Raw genomic sequence first — 19,319 nt, 5'->3', positions numbered from 1 at the left:
CCCTGTCGGTCTGGCCGCTGCTGCCAGGCTCATCGAGCGCGGTATCCCGTTCTTGGTCCTCGAAGCGGCCTCAACCGTCGGCACCAACGTCGTCGACTACGGCCATGTGCGGCTGTTCCCGCCTTGGCAACACCACGGGGACCCTTCGGTGGCAAAGCTCCTGGATCTGACCGGCTGGCAAGCGCCACCGTTCGACGGTTGCCGTTGGCTGGGGAGGTCGTGGAACGCCTCCTGAAGCCGTTCGCCCCTGCCGCTCGTCGCTCGTGCCATTCAAGGCCATCCTCTATGGCATTCCCTATGTCCTGGGCGCTCAGCGACCGGTACGCTGACAAGGCTAGTCGTTGCTGAGGAGGCCGGCCGGTCCTCATAGGCACGAACGTCGTACTCGCACTCGACCTGACCGTGCTCGGTCTGGCGCGGAGCCCTTGGGGACTCTTTGCGGCGTGGGTTGCGCTGTGGAATGGCGTGGGTGGCGTCAGTCCGTTTTCTGATCAATCGATCAATGGCGATTGAGATCGACCTCGCGGTGCACTCGCTGGAACTCCCTCACCGCGCCTGACACCGCACCGACGAGCGGCGCAAAAAACATGCGAATGCTGTCGTTCCATATCCTGCGAAAATCGGCAGTCCTCATGAAAGATTCCTCTCAAGGTATCCAGTGAAAACACATTGTGGTCTTGTCCCGGGTCGTCTGCAAGGTGCTTTAGACCAGATTGGAGCTGAAGCGCAGAGGATCAGTATCTGATCTTCACAGGCCCCAGGGGGCGTTGGCCAGGACGGTCGTGCCCTGAGTGGTGATGGGGCGGTTGCGTTGGGTCTTCTGAGCTGCCTGTGCGTCAGTGAACGACCAAGCGCATCGGAAACTTGCGTGCCTACGTTATCTGAGCGTAAGCGGTCATCGAACTACGTCTTCCCACTTCATCTACATCGCTGGCGCCGACGAATACCAATGCCCGGCGGGGCAGCGGGCGATCCACCGCTTTGGTCGAGAAGAGAGTGGGCTTCAGATCAGCATCTATTGGTCCAGTGCCTGCCCTGTCTGTCCGATGAAGGCTCAATGCACAACGAGCGAGTACCGACGCATCAGGCGATGGGAGCATGAGGAAGTCATGGACAAGGTCCAGCAACGGCTGGACCGGATGCCCAACGCCATGACGGTGCGCAAGAGCACCGTCGAACATGTCTTCGACAACCTCAAGCACTGGATGGGATGGACGCACTTCCTGACCCGAGGCATGTTGGCGCCGATTCAAATCTGACCAGGCGTGCCGATTGAATTTTGACCAGGGGCCTGCACCGGGTTTTTTGATGCCCGGTTGTGGATAACTATACGGTCATCGCTGCTTCTTGAATCTCCTTCTTGCTGCGTTGTGCATGGCCGCAAGCCAGCTGCGAAGGGCGTAGCCCGCAGCAGCCTGCTGGCGGCCAGGTAATTCAGAATGGCTCGGGCGTAGTGGCCTGGAGAGCCGACTTGCCTTTGTCTCGTGCCTGCTCACGTGCTTTGCCCTTGGCCTTGACCTGCGCTGAGCTGTGGCGGAACCGGTAGGACTCGTTGCCCGTCTCTACGATGTGGCAGTGGTGTGTCAGCCTGTCAAGCAGGGCCGTGGTCATCTTCGCGTCGCCGAACACGCTGGACCACTCGGCAAACGCCAGGTTGGTCGTGATCATCACGCTGGTGTGCTCGTACAGCCGGCTGAGCAGGTGGAACAGCAGCGCCCCGCCGGCCTGGCTGAACGGCAGATAGCCCAACTCATCGAGGATGAGCAGGTCCACATGCAGCAGGCTGGCAGCGATGCGCCCCGCACGCCCCTGGGCTTTCTCCTGCTCCAGCGCATTGACCAGATCGACCGTGGAGTAGAAGCGCACCCGTTTGCCGTGCTGGGTGATGGCCGCAATGCCCAGCGCGCTGGCCAGGTGCGTCTTGCCCGTGCCAGGGCCACCGATCAGCACCACGTTGTGGGCTTGGTCGGTGAACGCGAGGCTGGCCAGCTGACTGACCAGCACCCGCTCCACCGCCGAGGCCTCGAAGTCGAAGCCGGCCAGATCCCGGTGCATGGGGAATCGTGCCGCCTTCATCTGGTAGGACACCGAACGCATCGCCCGGTCCACCCCTTCGGCCTGCAGCAGGTGCTCCAGCAGCCAGCGTGCACTCTGCAGCGCCGCCGTCTCCCCTTGCCCCAGCAGATCATCCCAGGCGCTGGCCATGCCGTACAGCCGCAAGCTCTTGAGTTCGCTGGCAATCTCAGTTCGCATGGCCAGCCTCCTGGGCGTCGGCGGCGCGCAGCCGGTCGTAGCGGTGGGTGTCGGCACGTGGCGCCTCGCGCAGCGCCAGGGCCGTGTCCGCCGGTGGCGGACGCTGCGGATCACTCAGGCGCGCCAGCACGTTGCGCACGTGCTCCACGCTGATGTGTCCGCTGGGCGTGGCGTGTTCGAGCACCAGTTCCACCGCCACCAGCAGCGTGTCCAGCCCTGCCGTAGGCACCAGGGCCAGCACCTCCGAGAGCACCCGGTCACCACCGGTGTGGCGCATCAGGGCATGACGCAGTTGCGCCAGCGGCCGGGGCATATCGGCAAACGGTGCGCCGTTCCTCAGTGCCCCGGGCTTGCGCTGCACCAGCTCGATGTAGTGCTGCCAGTCGAACACCGTCTGCCCCCGGTTGAGCACCCGCTCGTGGCTGGCCACCAGCGCGTCCCCAGCGACCACGTCCACGCGGCCGGGATACAGCCGCGTGCTCACCATGTGCCCGGCCCACTCGCAGGGCACCGAGTAGCGGTTGCGCGCCACCGTTACCAGGCAGGTGCTGCTGACCCGCGCAGGGCGCTCCACGTAGCCGTCAAACGGCGCTGGCATGCCCATGAGGTGCTCGCGCTCGAGCTGCAGCACCTCGGCGATGCTCAGCTCCCGGTGCTGCGGGTGCGGCGTGTCCGCCCACACCGCCTTGCAGCGTTCGGCCAGCCACGCGTTGAGTTCGGCAAAGCTGGTGAACTTGCGCTCTCGCGCTTCCAGCCACACCCGTCGCCGGCTGTCCTGCACGTTCTTCTCCACCACCCCTTTCTCCCAGCCCGAGGCCACGTTGCAGAAGTCCGCATCGAACAGGTAGTGGCTGCACATGGCCGCAAACCGGGCATTGACCACCCGGCCCTTGCCCTTCTTGACCTTGTCCACCGCCGTCTTCATGTTGTCGTAGATGCCCCGGCGAGCCACGCCGCCGAGCGCCGCAAACGACCTCGTGTGCGCGTCAAACAGCATCTCGTGCCCCTGGCTGGGGTACGCCACCAGCCAGAACGCGCGCGAGGCGCACAGCTTCAGGTGCGCCACCTGCGCCTGGTGGTACACCCCGCCCACCACGATGCCTTCTTCGCTCCAGTCAAACTGGAACGCCTCGCCCAGCTCGAAGCTCAGCGGCACAAACGCCTTCGTGGTGTCCTTGCCCGAGTCCTGTCGCCACGCCCGGATGAAGTCCGTCACCGCGCTGTAGCCGCCCCGGTAGCCTTGGGCCTGGATCTGCACAAACAGCGCACGCGCCGTGCGCCGCTGATCCCGAGCTCGGTGGGCATCCGTCTTGAGCGCCGCCACCAGCGTCGCCTCGAACGCCGAGAGCTTGCCCACCTTCTGTGCCCGCTCATACCGCGGCTCCATCGCCGCCGGCGCCTTCAGCCACTTCTTGACGGTGTTCCTGGCCAAACCCGTCTTCCTCGAGATCTCGCTGATCGAGACCCCATCGCGCATCTTCATGCGCCTGACCTTGCCAATCATGTCCATGGTGATCACCTCGTTTGCTCCTGCCAAAAAATTCAGCAGTCGCGTGATACACCCTGGTCAATTTTGAAGCGGCACTCCCGCCTTCAGATGGTCAGTTTTCGGTCGGCGTCAACACCGAGGCATCCAGAACGTGGCAATCGAGATGAGCTTGAGCGTCTTGGCATACAACTACAAACGCGTTCTGAGCATCCTGGGCTTCGAGCGGGCCAAGAAAGCGATGCAGTTGTTGGGCGCATAGGCCCTTTGGCGGTCGCAGAAGGCCCCAATTACGGCCTAGAGCGGGCTCCAGGATCGCTCTGACGAGTCACAGATGCGGCCAACCCCGAAAAAACCAAAACAGCTGCTACCAGCGCCCGTGTCGCGCGAATTCCTTGCGAGCTATCACACGGCCTCGCTGCTCACCGGGCAGGCCATTCAACAGCGCAAGGCAGAGCACCTGGTGCAGGTCGTCCCATCTTTGGAAACCAGCTTGTAACTTTGGAACCGTTCAACCCTGAATAAAAATGTACCATGGAAGTAACTAATACAAAGTGAGGCGGCCAGATTTTGCTGGCCAGCACCCTGGTGCTGGCTGAAAGATCCGTTGGCTCACTTGTTCACCGGGTTCTACTGGAGTCGAAGCAATGAGCGCAAATGAGATCGTGAGCCGGTTCCCCGCGGCCGGGGACATGCCCGCCAGCGTCCGTGCCCCTGAGACCATCCACCAGACCAGCTACCTGGTGAACGGAGCCTTGGCCGAATGGACTGGTGCCTCCAGGAAGGTGTTGTCGCCCGTCTGTGTGCGGGAAGCCGATGGCACGCTGCGTCAGGTTGAGCTGGGTAGCTACCCGGAGATGGGGATTGAGCAGGCAGATGCGGTCCTGGAGGCTGCTTCCAACGCATTTGATCGAGGTCTCGGGTTGTGGCCCACGATGTCGGTCGCCCGGCGAATCGCCTGCATGCAGGACTTCGTCAACCAGATGCTCGCCAAGCGCGAAGAGATCGTGCAGTTGCTGATGTGGGAGATCGGTAAGAGCCTTCAGGACTCTTACAAGGAGTTTGATCGGACGGTGGAGTACATCGAGGCCACGCTATCCGCCTTGAAGGACCAAGACAACGCCAACTCCAGGTTCACCCATGTCGAGGGAACGATCGGCCAGATCCGGCGCACGCCTCTGGGTGTGGTGTTGTGCATGGGACCGTACAACTACCCGCTGAACGAAACCTTCTGCACGCTCATTCCTGCGCTGTTGATGGGCAACACGGTGGTGTTGAAGCCGCCGCAGTACGGAACGTTGCTCTTTCAGCCGCTTCTTGAAGCATTCAGGACGGCGTTTCCGCCCGGTGTCGTGAACACCATCTACGCACCAGGGCAGTTGGTGGTGCCGCACATGCTGTCGACGGGAAAGATCAGTGTGCTGGCATTGATCGGTTCGAGCAAAGTGGCCGATCACCTCAAGAAGCAACATCCGAAGTCCCACCGCTTGCGTGCCGTTCTGGGGCTGGACGCCAAGAACGCAGCGATCGTCTTGCCCGATGCCGATCTGGACGTCGCGGTCCGCGAGTGTGTACAGGGTGCCTTGTCGTTCAACGGCCAGCGCTGCACGGCACTGAAGATGCTGTTGGTACACCGTAACGTGGCGGATGCATTCACCACCCGACTGAGCCAGGCCGTTGCGGCGCTGAAGGTGGGGATGCCGTGGGAGCCGGGTGTGCAGATCACGCCACTGCCCGGTCCCCACAGAACCGCGTACATGACCGAGGCGCTCGAGGAAGCCAAGCGACTCGGGGCGAAGGTGCTCAACGAGAACGGCGGCCAGTACGCGGGGACTTTGTTCCTCCCCGCCGTGGTCTATCCGGTCACGCAAGACATGAAGCTGTACCGGGAGGAGCAGTTCGGGCCATTGGTGCCCGTCACGCCGTTCGATCATCTGGACGAAGCCATCGAGTACGTCATCACGTCCGACCACGGGCAGCAGGTCAGCATCTTTGGGCAAGACCCGGTGCAGGTCGGCAAGCTGGTGGACCCGTTGGTCAATCAGGTGTGCCGGGTGAATCTGAACACGCAGTGCCAACGCGGTCCCGATGTCTTCCCGTTCGGCGGACGCAAAGACTCTGCCGAAGGCACGCTGTCCGTCACCGATGCCTTGCGAGCCTTCTCCATCCGGTCCATGGTGGCAACCAAGTCCACCCCCCAGAACAAGGGTCTGCTCGACACCATCCTGCGAGAGCGCACTTCGACCTTTATCAGCACCGACTACATCTTTTAAGGAGAGGCTTTTGCCCAACATGAGACGCGCCAAGATCGTGGCCACCCTGGGGCCTTCCAGCGACAGCGAGGCCTCCATCGAGGCATTGCTGAACGCTGGCGCCGATGTCTTCCGCCTGAACTTCAGCCATGGCACCCATGAACAGCACGCGCTTCGCATGGCTCGCATTCGAGCTGTCGAGCGCCGGGTCGGTCGGCCCATCGGCGTGCTCCAGGATCTGCAAGGTCCCAAACTTCGGATCGGGGTGTTTCAAGCGGGTCCTGTCACGCTGAAAGCCGGGGACGGTTTTCGCCTCTCCCTGGCGCCGGTGATCGGTGACCAGAACGGGGTCCAGATGCCCCACCCGGAGATCTTCAAGGCCCTGGTTCCCGGGACGGATCTGCTGATCAACGACGGCAAGGTCCGGCTCCGGGTTGTGGATTGCAGTGACGAGCATGCCCAGACCACGGTGGTGGCGGGGGGCGTGGTGTCCGATCGCAAAGGGGTGAACGTCCCACAGGTGGTGCTGCCACTGTCTGCGCTGACCGAGAAGGATCGGCTGGACCTGCAGGTGGGGCTGGATATGGGGGTCGACTGGGTGGCACTGTCCTTTGTGCAACGCCCTGAAGACATGGCCGAACTGCGCTCGCTGGTTCAGGGACGCGCGGGGGTGCTGGCAAAGATCGAGAAGCCTTCCGCGCTGGAATCGCTCGACCAGATCGTTGCCTTGTCAGACGCCATCATGGTGGCGCGCGGCGACCTGGGTGTCGAGCTGCCAGCCCAGCGGGTGCCCCGCATACAGAAAGAAATCATCCGGGTCTGCCGAGAACAGGGACGCCCCGTCATCGTGGCCACCCAGATGCTGGAATCGATGATCGAGGCGCCCGTCCCCACCAGGGCTGAGGCGTCTGATGTGGCCACTGCCGTGTACGACGGGGCTGACGCCGTGATGCTGTCTGCCGAGTCTGCATCGGGTGCCTATCCCGTGGAGGCGGTGTCGATGATGAACAGCATCATCAACGAGGTGGAGTTGGACCCCGCTGCCAAGTCTGGCCGTGTGCTGGCGGGACATGAAAGCGGCAGAAGCGTCTCGGACGTGGTGTGTCGCGCCCTTCGGGTCGCTGCCGACGAATTGCCACTGGCCAGCGTCGTCACCTACACCCGCTCGGGTGCCTCCAGTGTCAGGGCATCGCGTGAACGGCCGAACGCGCCCATCCTCAGCGTGACGCCGGACCTGGGTGTGGCCCGTCGGCTGTGCCTCGCATGGGGCGTTCGCTCCGTGCACTCTGCGAAGTCCCTTGAGCAGGTGCCCGACATCGTCGACAACGCGTGCCAACTCGCCAGGCAGGTGGGGCTGGCTGCCGTGGGTGATCTGGTGGCGGTCGCCGCCGGTACTTCTTTTGGAACGGTGGGATCCACCAACTATCTTCACATCGCAAAGGCTTGAACCATGTCCATCATCAAACGCGTCACCGCCATTGAACAAATCGACTCCCGTGGCAACCCCACCGTGGGTGCGCAGGTCGAACTCAGCAGTGGCGTCACGGGGTTTGCGGCGTCCCCCTCAGGCGCTTCCACCGGGTCGAGGGAGGCGGTTGAGCTCAGGGACAAGGACGCTTCTCGCTACCTGGGCAAAGGCGTTCTGGGTGCTGTGCACAACGTCAACGGCGAAATCGCAAAAGCCATCGTGGGCAAGGACGCCACCGACCAAGCGGGCATTGACCAAGCCATGATCGAGCTGGATGGCACGCCGAACAAGTCCCGGCTGGGTGCCAACGCCATCCTGGCGGTTTCTCTGGCGGTGGCCAAAGCGAGAGCTGCCGATCAAAAATTGCCGCTGTACCGTTCATTGGCCCCGACTGCACAGGACTTCGTGCTGCCCGTGCCGATGATGAACATCCTGAACGGCGGTGCCCACGCCGACAACAACGTGGACGTTCAAGAGTTCATGGTGCTGCCAGCCACTGCCCCGTCTTTCAAGGAAGCGCTGCGCCAGGGCGTCGAGATTTTTCATGCGCTCAAAGCCATTCTGAAAAAGAAGGGCCTCTCTACCGCGGTGGGCGATGAAGGCGGCTTTGCGCCTGACCTGCCCTCCAACGTGGCGGCCATCGAGGCCATCCTGAGCGCCATCGAGACCACCGGTCTTCGCGTTGGGCTGGATGTTTTCCTGGGTCTGGATGTCGCCAGTTCGGAGTTCTACAGCAAAGGGGTTTACGCGCTCGCCGCGGAGCAGAAGTCGTACACCTCGGAGCAGTTTGTCGATTTTCTGGAGAGCTGGGTGCGGCAGTACCCGATTGTGTCGATCGAGGACGGCCTGGCCGAGGATGACTGGACGGGCTGGGCCCTGCTGACGGCTCGACTGGGGAAGAAGGTGCAACTGGTGGGCGACGACCTGTTCGTGACCAACACCGCCATCTTGGAGCGGGGCATCCAGCAAGGCGTGGCCAACTCGATCCTCATCAAGCCCAACCAGATCGGTACCCTGACCGAAACGCTGGCCGCCATCGACATGGCCAGCGCTGCCGGCTTCTCTTCGGTGGTGTCCCACCGTTCGGGGGAGACGGAGGACGTCACCATCGCCGACCTGGCTGTGGCGACCGCGGCCACGCAGATCAAGACGGGATCGCTTTGCCGTTCGGAGCGGGTCGCGAAATACAACCGTCTGCTGCAGATCGAAAACGAGTTGGGCACTCAGGCCCGGTACGCGGGCCTGGCGGCTTTTCCCATCCCGGTCGAGAAGCATTGATCGGGGCTTCCACTTCTCGGCTTCAGGGAACGAAGTTCTCCAACCGACCGAGGTGCTCGACCAAGCCACCCCGGTCCCGGGCTTGTCACTCCGCCGTGATCTTGGCGGAGGTGACGATGCGTTCGAACTGAACGGACTCCTTCTTGATGAAGTCCTTGAATTGCTGCGGGCTCATGGGGGCAGGTTCGCCACCCTGTTCACGCAGCTTCTTGGCCAGCTCGGGGTCCTTCAGCGCGGCGGTCACAGCGGCGTTGAGCTTCTGAACCACGGCGTCCGGCGTGCCGGCGGGGGCGAAGAGGCCGAACCAATTTTCCAGGGCGTACTTGGCCAGTGGCTTGTGCTCGGCCAGGGCGGGCAGCTCGGGTGCGAACGACGCACGGGTGGGTGAGGTCACCGCGATCGGCTTTACCTTGCCAGCCTGGATGAAGGACTTGGCCGCCGTGTAGCTCACGAAGGTCATGTCCACCAGACCGGAGGTCACGTCCACCAGCTGGGCTGCGGCGCCACGGTAGGGAATGTGAACCATGAAGACACCACCCAGCTCTTCGAGCAGTTCGCCGTTGAGGTGTTGCGGGTTGCCCACGCCGCTGGTGGAGTAGGACAGCTTGCCCGGGTTCTTCTTGGCGTGCGCGATCAGTTCTTCGGTGTTCTTCACCGGCAGCTTGTTGGCCACCACCAGCACGTTGGGCACGCGCACCACCAGCGTGACTGGCACCAGATCCTTGGTCGGGTCGTACTGCATGCGGCCCTTGTAGACGAAGGGGTTGATGGCGGTTTCACCGGCCGATCCCAGCAGCAGCGTGTGGCCGTCCGGCGCGGCTTTGGTCACGGCCTGCGCGCCGATCATGCCGCTGCCGCCGGCCTTGTTTTCCACAATGACCGTGCCACCCAGCGTGGTGCGCAGCTTCTCGGCCAGCAGGCGGGCGGTGATGTCCACGCCGCCACCTGCGCCGAAGGGCACGACGATGGTCACGTTGCGGGATGGGTAGTCCTGCGCTTGTGCAGGGCTGAGGGCGGCGATGCCCAGTGCGAGTCCGAGGGCGCGAGCGAGCGGATGCGATAGGAGCTTCATCGTAGGTGCTTCTGTTGGGTTGAAAGTTGCATTTTAGAGTCATTAAATACAAAATGCTGATGTGGAAAACCCGTGGTCCTGCCTATGCTTGGTCTGTATCAGCTATGAATTTTTTTGCGTTCCATCACTCATCCCATGTCCTTGGTTTTGCGTGTTTTGTTGCGGGAATTACTCTGGTGCAATGCCTGGTCTTCGACTGCCGCGGTTCCCAATCGAATGAAGGATGAACATGCTCGCGCGCCAGATACTGGAAGCTGTTCTTGATCAGGGGCTGGCCGAGGGGGCTCACCTGACGGCGGCCGCATTGGCCGGACGCCTGAAGGTGTCGCGCACCCCGGTCAGCCAGGCGTTGGTCAGGCTGCAAGAAAAGGGTGTGGTGGTTCATGAGCCGAACCGCGGCTTCTTTCTCGCCGCGTCGTTGGATCGGGTCGCCAGGTTGCTGGCGACGGAGTTCCAGGTCTCGCAGACCGACTCCTTGAGCGCGGCGTACTTTCAGCTGGCGGAAGACCGCCTCAATGGGGTCTTGCCCGACGAGGTGACCGAAGCTGACCTGAGGTCGAGGTACAGCCTCTCAGGCGGTCAGCTGCACACCCTGCTGCACCGGATTGCCGATGAAGGGTGGATGCAGAAACGCCCTGGCTACGGCTGGGACTTCAGTGCCATCCTGACCACCCCCGGCAGTCTGCTGAAGTCCTACCGGCTGCGTCTGGCGCTGGAGCCTGCCGCCTTGCTGGAGCCTGGCTACCACCTGGATCCCCAGGTGATCGCACGCCTGCGTGCCACCGAGCGGCGACTGCTGAACGGTGGCATCGAAACCGCCACGCCCGAGGAGTTGCACGACCGGGGCGTGCTGTTTCACGAGGCCTTGGTGCAGGCTTCAGGAAACGCGTTTTTCATCGACGCTGTACGTCGGGTCCACCGCCTGCGGCGCCTGTTGTCGTACCGGTCGATGAAGGACCGTGTGCGGTACGCGGCGCACTGCCAGCAGCACCTGGATATCCTGGATCTGATTGAAGCAGAGCGGCTAATGGACGCATCGGCCGCGATGAGCGAGCACCTGAACGCCACCATCAGAAATCTGGAAAAAATCCGCGCCTTGCTTGGGCCGGAGGTGACGCCCCAGCCACGGCAGGCCGAAAGGTCGATCCCGCGGCGGAGCGCGCCGCTACGGGGCGCTTAAACCAGCCCCAGCGCACCAGCGGTGGCACCGGCGACCAACAGCAGCATCAGGTTCATGCGGGTTTTGAGCAGCAGCACGAACGCCGTCAGGCACAACACCGCCAGCGCCAGATCGTGCAAGGTCATGGTCTTGGAGGGGTAGACGTACACCGCCGACGAAAACAGCAGGGCCACCACCACCGGCGCAAGGCCGTTGTGGAAGGCTTTGACGCTGCGCACCTCATGGTGCCGCTCCATCCAGCGCGAGGCGTACAAGGCCAGTACAGAGCTGGGGCCCACCATGCACAGCAGGCACAGCGTTGCCACCAGCGGCGCGGCCCAGACACCCAGCGAAAGCGACGACGCGTACCAGCCCATCAGGGCCACGAACAGGATGTTGGGGCCCGGCGCAACCTGCGCCAGGGCCACGGAGTCGCTGAACTGCGACGCTGTGAGCCAGCGGCTTTCAAGCACCAGGAATCGGTGCATGTCAGGCACCACGGCCATGCCACCGCCGACGGAGATGAGGGACAGCGTGGCGAAGTTCAGGCACAGGCTGGGCAGGTCGCTCCAGGCGAAAGCTGGGACGTTGGTCATCGTGCGCCTGGCTTCGGGTGGGCCCCAAGCCGGTAATAGGTCCAGGCCCAGGCGGTCAGACCCACGGAGCCCAGGATCCAGGGCAGGGGCCATCGCAGCACCAGCACCAGTGCCAGCGTGACGATGCCGCAGAACAGGCAGAAAAGCCGCCCGCCTGGATGCGCACGCATGGAGGGCAGCATCTTGGCCGCTGTGCTGGCGATCAACGCAGTGACCACGGCGGCGATGCCTTTGAGGGCACCCTGGACAGCGGTTATTGAGCCGTAGGACTCAAAGCCCACGGCCAGCAGCAGGACCAGAAGCAGAGGAAAAGTGAACAGGCCGGCCACCGCCACGACGGCACCGGTCCAGCCAAAGAACCGGTCGCCCACCATCACAGACAGGTTGACCACATTGGGGCCGGGCAGCACGTGCGCCACCGCCCAGTCGGCCAGGAAGCGTTCCGGCGTCAACCAGCCTCGCTTCTCCACCAGTTCACGGCGGGCGATGGCCATGACCCCGCCAAAGCCCTGCATGGACAAAATGCTGAAGGCCAGAAACATCTGCGAACGCGATGCGGGGCGTTTTTCTGTCAATTGCATTCCAGTTTCCATCTATTTCCGCCCGGATGGTCTTGTTGCTGGTGCGTCAGCCGAGTTGCTTTTTCAGAAGGGCCACAGCCGCATCGGGAGAGCTGAGCACTGGGCAGGCCAGCACCGACTGCACGTCATCGAGTGCTACAGACGTGGAAAATTGTGCCAGCATCACCGCGTCGCAATGAGCCAGTCGAGAGGTCGCTTCGACAAGCAGCTGGTTGTGCCGAACGGTATCGCCCGCCCGCGCGGCATTCATGGCCTCCGGCACGCAAACCGACTCGATGTCCACGTCGATGCCGCGGAGCTTTGCCGCTGCGCGAAAGTCCCTCTCCATGTTGGGCACGGCTGGCGCAAACGTGGCAAGCATGCCTATGCGGCGTCCTGCTTGCAGGGCCTCGTCGAACATGGCCTGGTCCGGCTTGAGCACCGGGATGGGTGCTCGTGCCGCAGCGGCCGCAATGGCATCACCAAACGCCGAGCAGGTAAACAACACGCCCTGGGCTCCAATGCCCACGGCATGATCCACCAAGCGCGCAATGCGCTCATGCAGCTCGGGAGTCAGCCGCCCCGCGCGCTCCAGATCGGCCGGCAGGCCATCGTCGAGCAGATTGCTGCGACGGACCTGCGGCCACAGGCGCTTGAACGCCGCTTCCACTGGTGCCATGGCCACCGGGACCGCGTGGACGAGAACCACGCGAGGCGCCGTTTCCTTGTCGCTCATGCGTCCTCAACCAGAACGGTCTTGCCGCGAAGCTTCATGACCTGCGGAATGCCCACCCAGAGCACAGCGATCGTGAGGAACACAATCGACGCAGGATCCGAGAGGAACTGGAACCAGTCGCCGTTGTACAGGTTCATGCCCCGACGCAGGTTGTTCTCGATCAGGGGGCCCAGAATCAGCGCCAGCACCAGCGGAGCGATCGGGTAGTCGTTCTTGGCCAGGAAGTAGGCCGCGACGCCGCTGGCGATCATCAGCAACAAGTTGAAAATGCTGACCTGCACCGCGTACACACCAAAGACCGAGATGGCCAGGATGCCTGGGATCAGGTAGGTGGGAGGTGTCTCGATGACCTTGGCAAACACCTTGACCAGGGGCAGGTTGAGCACCAGCAGCATCACGTTGCCCACCAGCATGCTGGCGATCAGGCCCCAGGCCACTTGCGGATGTTCCTGGAACAGCAGAGGTCCGGGGGTGATGTTGAACATGATCAGCGCCCCCATCAGCACGGCGGTGGTGCCGGTGCCGGGAATGCCCAGGGTCAGCAACGGGATCATGGCGCCGCCTGCTGCCGCGTTGTTGGCGGCCTCGGGGGCGGCCACCCCTTCGATGGCGCCTTTGCCGAAGTTCTTGCCGTTCTTGCTCAGTTTCTTTTCCACTGTGTAGGCCATGAACGAGCACAGCGTGGCGCCACTGCCGGGGATGAGACCTTGGAAGAAGCCAAGCAGCGAACCGCGCAGGATGGAGGGGGTGCTGTCCTTCAAGTCCTGCACGCTGGGCAGGAGGCTGCCCACCTGGATCGGTTCGCCAGATGCGTAGTCACGCGTGATGATGGTTTTGAAGACCTCACCCAGAGCAAACATGCCTACCGCCAGCGTCAGGAACTCGATGCCACTGTACAACTCGGTGTATCCGAAAGTCATGCGGGCGACACCCGAAATCGGGTCCACGCCCACGGTGGACAGGATCAGCCCGCACAGTGTCATGACAAAGGCTTTGAGCTGTGACTTGGCAGCCAGACTGCTCAGCGCACAGAGACCCAGAATCATCAGCGAGAACTGGGCGGCTGGGCCGAATTTCAGCGACAACTCGGCCAGGGGTAGGGCCAGGAAAATCAGCCCGATACAGGCGATCAGGCCGGCCACAAACGATGCAATGGCGCAGATGGCCAAGGCAACCCCGGCGCGCCCCTGCTTGGCCATCTGGTAACCGTCCAGGGTGGTGCACACTGAGGAGTTCTCGCCCGGGGTGTTGATCAGGATGGCCGTGGTCGAGCCGCCATACATGGCGCCGTAGTACACGCCAGCGAGCAGGATGATGGAGCTGGTGGCGGCATCGGCTGCCGGCATGCCGCTGGTGATGGAGGCGGTAACCGGAATGAGCAGCGCCACACCACTGATGGGGCCGATGCCAGGCAAGACGCCGACCAAGGTGCCCAGCAGGCAACCGATGAATGCAAACAGCAGGTTGATGGGTTGCAATGCAACCCCCAGACCTTGCGACAGGTATTGAAGAGCTTCCACAACGAGCCTTATGAGGGGTTATTCAAGAAACGGCAGGGGGGGCAGAGAGCCCAGAGCTACCTTGACGTACAGCAGGTAGACGCCGCCAGCAAACGCAGCTGAGATGACCGCAGACTTGAGCAGGCGGCCGCGCTCCATCGTCTGGATAGCGGCCAGCAGGAACAGGAAGGTGGAAATGACGTAGCCCAACTGCTCCAGCAGCAGGGAATAGGCCACCAGCAGGCCAACGAGGATCAGAAACTTGGTGTACGCACTGCGGTCGTCACTATCTTCATTTCCCCCGTTTATGCGGCCAGCCGGTTGTTTGCGCATGATCGTGGCCAGGTTCAGACTGGCCGTGATGATCAATGCGATGGCAAGCACCCTGGGAAGGATTTCCGGACCGATGTTTCCACTGGTCAAGTCGGTGGTCATGGTGCCTGAATGCCAGTAAAGCGCGACACCCAGGGCCACAAGAATCAGGTTGAATATTCGATCGAACATGGACTGGATCCTCAAACTTCATGCGCCATCGGCGCCAGAAACACATGACAGCCCCGGCGCCGTCCAGCGCTGGGGCTTGTCAAACACAGATTTTTAGAAGTTCAGGCCGCCTTACTTGGCCATACCGAGTTCTTTGTAGCTGTCGGTGTAGTCGCCCAGCTCCTCCTTCAGGTGGGCATAGAACCCTTTGGCGTCCTTGTACTCATTGAGGACGCCTTGCTTTTTGAGCTCCTCTTTCCATTCCGGCGTGGCCACCAGTTCGGCCACCTTCTTGCCCCAGTAAGCCTTCGCTGCGGGCGAGACGTCCTTGCCGACGAACACACCACGCCAGTTGGCGGTGGTGACGTCGAAGCCTTGTTCCTTGTAGGTGGGCACGCTCTTCATCACGTCGTCTTCGGTCAGTCGTGCGGCAGAGGAAACGCCCAGCACACGGACTTTGCCGGCTTGCACGTACTGTTTGATGGAGGACACATCGGAGGTCATGGCTTCACCGTGACCTCCGAGCAGCGCCGTCAGAGCCTCACCACCGTTGTTGTACGAGTTGTACTTGAAGGCCTTGGTGTCGACACCGGCCTTGCGCACCACCAGGATGGTGTTCAAGTGGTCCCAGGTGCCGGGTGCCCCGCCGCCCAAAAACTGCACGTTGGCCGGGTTTGCCTTGACCGCATCCACCAGTTCCTTGAGGTTCTTGAACTTGGAGTCAGCGCGCACAGCGATCACTCCGTAGTCGACCTGAAGCATGGCCAGGGGATGGATCTGGTCCGGGCCAATGGGGCTGTTGCCGTCGCGCTTGATGTGGTTGAGGATGAACGGGGTGGACGCGATCATCAGCTTGTGATCGTTGCGCGCTTCCTTGGTGGCGAACTCCACCGTGCCCGTGACCTGTCCGCCACCGGGTTTGTTTTCTACCGTGATGGGTTGGGTCACGATCTTCTTGGCGTCAAACACCTTCGCCATGGTGCGCGCCACCATGTCCAGGCCCCCACCTGCGCCGGCCGGCGCGACGATGGTGACTTGCTTGTTTGGAGCCCAGTCTTGGGCAAGAGCGCCCGTCGAAACAAGCAGTGCCGGAATGGCAGAAATCAGGTAGCGCCTGGTCCAAATTTTCATTTCATATACCTCTGAACGTTGGATGGATGGGGGTCTCCGGTGTGGACCGGTCTTGGACAGTCGTGCAGAGCCTGCTGGACGCGTTGCGCATGTGCGAAGTCATCTGTTCGAATAGTCTCAAGCAATGATAAAACACATTGCAAGGATGTTATCTCATGGAAAACACCGAGAAAATTGTTCCTAGTACTTTCTTAAAACATAAATAGGCTTGTCTTATTCGGTGGAGTTGAGGTCCTGTCGTCGTCTGCGGTCATGCATGGGCAACTGAAGGGGGGCGGGGGTTACGGAGAGATCTTCTTTTCGCGGATCAGTCGGCCCCATCGGTACGACTCTGCCGACATGAAGGCGTCGAAGTACATCGGCGGTCCGGCGCCCAATTCGTTCCCATTGCGGGTGATGGTCGAACCTACATCGGACTGGGAAAGAGAGAAAAGCAGTGCTTGGTTCAGCCGTTCGATGACGACATCGGGGGTGCCTGAAGGCGCCACCAATCCGAGCCAGTTCGATACTTCCATGCCATCGATGCCCAGTTCTCGAAACGTCGGTACGCCAGGCAATACCGGTGACCGGCGACGGCTGGCCACTGCCAGTGCCCTGACCTTGGGGGGAGTCTCTGACAGCAAGGCAACGGCGGACGGCACGCCGTCGAACTTGAAATCCACCTTCTTTTGAAACAGGGCCTCAGTCGCCTTGCCGCCACCGTCAAAAGGCACATGTTGTGCAGTAAACCCCACTTGCTGCTCCAGCAGCTCGACCGCCAGGTGAAAGGAGCCTCCGACGCCTGCCGAGGCATAACGCAGTCGGCCGGTGCCGTTCTTCGCCTTGTCCAACATTGCCTGGGCGGTGGCGAAGTCGGCGTCGGCGCTGACCATCAACACCAAGGGGCCACGCTCGATCATGCCGATGGCCCGCAGGTCCGTTTTGGGATTGAAGGGAAGGGCAGGATTGAGATGCCGGTTCACGGTCATCGGGGCCAAGTTGCCGAGCCCGAAGGTGTATCCATCGGGCCGAGCTTTCGCAATGAGATCGGTACCCTTATTCCCGCCATCACCGGCATGGTTCACAACCTGCACGGGCTGTCCCAGGTGGGTCGACATGTGTCGGGCGACCTGCCTGGCACGGGTGTCCGAGCTGCCACCTTCCGAGTAGGGGACGACGAGCGTGAGTGCTCTGGTCGGGAATGCGTCGGCTGCGAATGCGGCGCCCGATAGGGTCCACAGCAGGCCGGCCAAAAAACTGCGCGCGCGCGCTGAGTTCATCATGTTTGTCTCCTCTTCGGTGGATCCGTCGGGGTGAATGCGGCCCTCTGCGTGGCCTGCGCTTGAAGCGATCAGGGAATCAGGCGCCCTTGGCCTGTCTTGACTTGTTTGCGGTGTGATCCGTCTGCGGCCTTACCAGCTGGCCCCGAAATGTTCCCTGAGTTCGTCAATAGCGTCTTCGCTCAGGGGGGCTGGCTTGGGGCTGGCCTGCAACCAGAGCCGGGCGGTTTCTTCCAGCTCTTCCAGCGTGGCCATGGCAGCGGCTGGCGAGCTGTGCCAAACATTCGGGCCGAGCCGATCCAGCATCACGGCCCGAATCCGACGCCCGGCCGCCCCATGCCTGGCAATGGCCTGAACCACCAGTTCGCCCACCGCAGGGTCGCCCGGGCGGTGGTACGGGATCAGTGGCACATGGCCGACCTTCATCACGAAGTACGGCGTGATGGGGGGAAGCAGCTCGTCGGAGGTCCATGCACTTGTCAGGCTGGTGCCCACCAGGTGGGTCGAGTGTGTGTGGATGACCGACATCGCCTCGGCATCGGCCGCGTAAATGCTCCGATGAAGCACCAGCGTCTTGCTGGCCCTCTGGCCACTGAGCTGTGTTCCATCGAGTGCCACTTTGGCCAGTGCTTCCGGTTCCAGGAATCCGAGGCAGGCGTCGGTGGGTGTGATGAGAAAGCCGTCCGCCAGGCGGGCGCTGATGTTGCCCGCCGTTGCGTGTACGTAACCCCTGTCGAACAGGCTTTTGCCGATACGGCAGATCTCGGAGCGAAGTTCGGCTTCGTTCACAGCAACACCTCCTGGCCTGCACTCATGCCAGCACCCCGAACGCCTTGGTGAAGAAATCCGACGTGCCAAAGTTGCCGGACTTCAGCGCGATGTGCAGCCCTTGCGGTGCGGCCGTGTTTTCTCCGGTATGGCACCAGGGCACTCCTGGGTCGATCTGCGGGCCGATGCGCATGCTGGTAACGCCCAGGGCCTTGACGCAGGCGCCCGAGGTTTCTCCTCCGGCCACCACGAGTTGGCCCACCCCTTGCGCCACCAGCCCTGCTGCGATAGAGGAGAGGATGTGCTCCGTGAGTTCTCCTGCGGCCTGCACCCCCAGAATGGCCTGCGTTTCTTTTACGGCCTGAGGTTCCGCTGTCGCGTAGATCAAGATGGGTTCGTTCCCAAGTCGGGACTTGGCCCATTCGAGGCACGCACCCACGAGGTCTTCGCCTTTGGCCGCGCGCAGCGGGTGAATGGCGAATGAGGCGTAGCCCCTGGCTTTGAAAGTCGCCACTTGCTCGTTGCTCGCCACCGAGCAGCTGCCTGACACGATCGCTTTGTGGCCGCGCGCAGCTGGCAGCTGAGACGACTGCGAACTGGGTGCGATGCCGAAGTTCTGCGGTAGGCCAAGTGCCACACCAGAGCCCGCAACCAGTAGCTGCACGCCTGCGAAGGCGCGGCCCATGATGAGCAGGTCCTCGTCTGACGTGGCATCCACGATGGCCAGTTCGGTGCCCGATTGCCTGAGCAGGTCGATACGCTCTTTGACCGCGCCCGAGCCTGCGTGGACCGTGCGGTGGTCGATGAGGCCAACCTGTCGCTTGCATTGACGCTGCATGACTCGCACCAGATTCGGGTCGTGCATGGGCGTCAGCGGGTGGTTGCGCATGCTGCTCTCGCTCAGCAGGCCGTTGCCCACGAACAGGTAGCCATTGAAGATGGTGCGCTGGTTCTCGGGGAAAGCCGGGCAGACGGGCACGAAGTTCGCACCCAGTTCGTCCATCAGCGCTTCGGTCACCGGTCCGATGTTGCCCTCGTCGGTGGAATCGAAGGTCGAGCACACCTTGAAGTAGACCTGACGCGCACCGTTGGCACGCAGCCAGCGTCCGGCCTGGAGCGATTCCGCGACCGCCGCGTCAGGCACGATGGTCCGGGTCTTGAGGGCGATCACCACCGCGTCCGCATCGGCGGGCGGTGGCTCAGTCGGGATGCCGATGGTCTGGACCACCCGCATGCCCGACCGGACCAGGTTGTTGGCCAGGTCGGTCGCCCCGGTGAAATCGTCTGCGATGCATCCGAGGTACATGATGGACCTCGTC

At 62.5% G+C, this 19,319-nt stretch carries 17 protein-coding genes and 1 pseudogene; 5 read left to right on the top strand and 13 right to left on the bottom strand.

Annotation, left to right across the window (positions count from 1 at the left end; all coding sequences use genetic code 11):
• Positions 1–499: 499 nt before the first annotated feature.
• The gene (locus tag IM738_RS25925; RefSeq protein ID WP_272907854.1) at positions 500–634 is read right to left on the bottom strand and encodes a hypothetical protein; all 135 of its coding nucleotides are present in this window, start codon (positions 632–634) and stop codon (positions 500–502) included.
• Positions 635–905: 271 nt separating this feature from the next.
• Here IM738_RS25925 and IM738_RS11035 point away from each other — a divergent pair.
• Positions 906–1,232, top strand: a pseudogene (locus tag IM738_RS11035) (transposase); the annotation flags it as partial.
• Positions 1,233–1,434: 202 nt separating this feature from the next.
• Here IM738_RS11035 and istB read toward each other — a convergent pair.
• Together istB and istA are read right to left on the bottom strand one after the other, a co-directional pair.
• A complete protein-coding gene (gene istB, locus IM738_RS11030) occupies positions 1,435–2,253 on the bottom strand; it encodes an IS21-like element helper ATPase IstB (protein WP_015586025.1) in 819 nt (272 codons plus the stop codon).
• Positions 2,243–3,763 carry an IS21 family transposase gene (istA, locus tag IM738_RS11025; protein ID WP_236965907.1) on the bottom strand — a complete coding sequence of 507 codons (1,521 nt, stop codon included), beginning with the start codon at positions 3,761–3,763 and terminating at the stop codon, positions 2,243–2,245. The genes istB and istA overlap by 11 nt, the downstream gene beginning before the upstream one ends.
• Positions 3,764–4,386: 623 nt before the next feature.
• On the opposite strand from istA, the gene IM738_RS11020 reads away from it, so the two are divergent.
• The 3 genes from IM738_RS11020 to eno are packed head-to-tail and all read left to right on the top strand — an operon-like array spanning position 4,387 to position 8,737.
• Positions 4,387–6,012 carry an NADP-dependent glyceraldehyde-3-phosphate dehydrogenase gene (locus tag IM738_RS11020; RefSeq protein WP_236965906.1) on the top strand — a complete coding sequence of 542 codons (1,626 nt, stop codon included), beginning with the start codon at positions 4,387–4,389 and terminating at the stop codon, positions 6,010–6,012.
• Positions 6,013–6,022: 10 nt separating this feature from the next.
• The gene (gene pyk / locus IM738_RS11015; protein ID WP_236965905.1) at positions 6,023–7,438 is read left to right on the top strand and encodes a pyruvate kinase; all 1,416 of its coding nucleotides are present in this window, start codon (positions 6,023–6,025) and stop codon (positions 7,436–7,438) included.
• Between the two features lie 3 nt (positions 7,439–7,441).
• Complete coding sequence (eno, locus tag IM738_RS11010; RefSeq protein ID WP_236965904.1) at positions 7,442–8,737, top strand: phosphopyruvate hydratase; 1,296 nt, start codon at positions 7,442–7,444, stop codon at positions 8,735–8,737.
• Between the two features lie 85 nt (positions 8,738–8,822).
• Here eno and IM738_RS11005 read toward each other — a convergent pair whose 3' ends face one another.
• Positions 8,823–9,809 (bottom strand): Bug family tripartite tricarboxylate transporter substrate binding protein, encoded by a 987-nt coding sequence (locus tag IM738_RS11005; RefSeq protein ID WP_236965903.1) that lies wholly within the window; start codon positions 9,807–9,809, stop codon positions 8,823–8,825.
• A 223-nt stretch (positions 9,810–10,032) separates the two neighbouring features.
• On the opposite strand from IM738_RS11005, the gene IM738_RS11000 reads away from it, so the two are divergent.
• Complete coding sequence (locus IM738_RS11000) at positions 10,033–10,989, top strand: GntR family transcriptional regulator (RefSeq protein ID WP_236965902.1); 957 nt, start codon at positions 10,033–10,035, stop codon at positions 10,987–10,989.
• Here the strand turns inward: IM738_RS11000 and IM738_RS10995 are convergent.
• The 9 genes from IM738_RS10995 to otnK form a co-directional block, all read right to left on the bottom strand.
• Positions 10,986–11,564: a chromate transporter gene (locus IM738_RS10995; RefSeq protein ID WP_236965901.1), complete on the bottom strand. Its 579-nt coding sequence runs from the start codon at positions 11,562–11,564 to the stop codon at positions 10,986–10,988. The two genes, IM738_RS11000 and IM738_RS10995, sit on opposite strands and share 4 nt — an antisense overlap.
• Positions 11,561–12,145 carry a chromate transporter gene (locus tag IM738_RS10990; RefSeq protein WP_236965900.1) on the bottom strand — a complete coding sequence of 195 codons (585 nt, stop codon included), beginning with the start codon at positions 12,143–12,145 and terminating at the stop codon, positions 11,561–11,563. Before IM738_RS10990 ends, IM738_RS10995 begins: the two co-directional genes overlap by 4 nt.
• Positions 12,146–12,191: 46 nt before the next feature.
• Positions 12,192–12,860 carry an aspartate/glutamate racemase family protein gene (locus tag IM738_RS10985; protein ID WP_236965899.1) on the bottom strand — a complete coding sequence of 223 codons (669 nt, stop codon included), beginning with the start codon at positions 12,858–12,860 and terminating at the stop codon, positions 12,192–12,194.
• Complete coding sequence (locus tag IM738_RS10980) at positions 12,857–14,338, bottom strand: tripartite tricarboxylate transporter permease (protein ID WP_236965898.1); 1,482 nt, start codon at positions 14,336–14,338, stop codon at positions 12,857–12,859. The genes IM738_RS10985 and IM738_RS10980 overlap by 4 nt, the downstream gene beginning before the upstream one ends.
• Before the next feature lie 60 nt (positions 14,339–14,398).
• Positions 14,399–14,863: a tripartite tricarboxylate transporter TctB family protein gene (locus IM738_RS10975; RefSeq protein ID WP_236965897.1), complete on the bottom strand. Its 465-nt coding sequence runs from the start codon at positions 14,861–14,863 to the stop codon at positions 14,399–14,401.
• Positions 14,864–14,974: 111 nt separating this feature from the next.
• Positions 14,975–15,973 carry a Bug family tripartite tricarboxylate transporter substrate binding protein gene (locus IM738_RS10970; RefSeq protein ID WP_236965896.1) on the bottom strand — a complete coding sequence of 333 codons (999 nt, stop codon included), beginning with the start codon at positions 15,971–15,973 and terminating at the stop codon, positions 14,975–14,977.
• A 281-nt stretch (positions 15,974–16,254) separates the two neighbouring features.
• Entirely contained in the window at positions 16,255–17,235 is a 981-nt protein-coding gene (locus tag IM738_RS10965; protein WP_236965895.1) for a Bug family tripartite tricarboxylate transporter substrate binding protein, read from the bottom strand.
• A 129-nt stretch (positions 17,236–17,364) separates the two neighbouring features.
• Positions 17,365–18,021, bottom strand: a complete 657-nt coding sequence (locus tag IM738_RS10960) for a class II aldolase/adducin family protein (RefSeq protein WP_236965894.1) — start codon at positions 18,019–18,021, stop codon at positions 17,365–17,367.
• A gap of 22 nt (positions 18,022–18,043) precedes the next feature.
• A complete protein-coding gene (gene otnK, locus IM738_RS10955; RefSeq protein ID WP_236965893.1) occupies positions 18,044–19,306 on the bottom strand; it encodes a 3-oxo-tetronate kinase in 1,263 nt (420 codons plus the stop codon).
• Positions 19,307–19,319 lie beyond the last annotated feature (13 nt).

This window comes from Hydrogenophaga sp. SL48 (genome assembly GCF_021729865.1).
GTDB lineage: Bacteria > Pseudomonadota > Gammaproteobacteria > Burkholderiales > Burkholderiaceae_C > Hydrogenophaga.
This window is presented reverse-complemented; position numbering and strand designations above follow the sequence as displayed.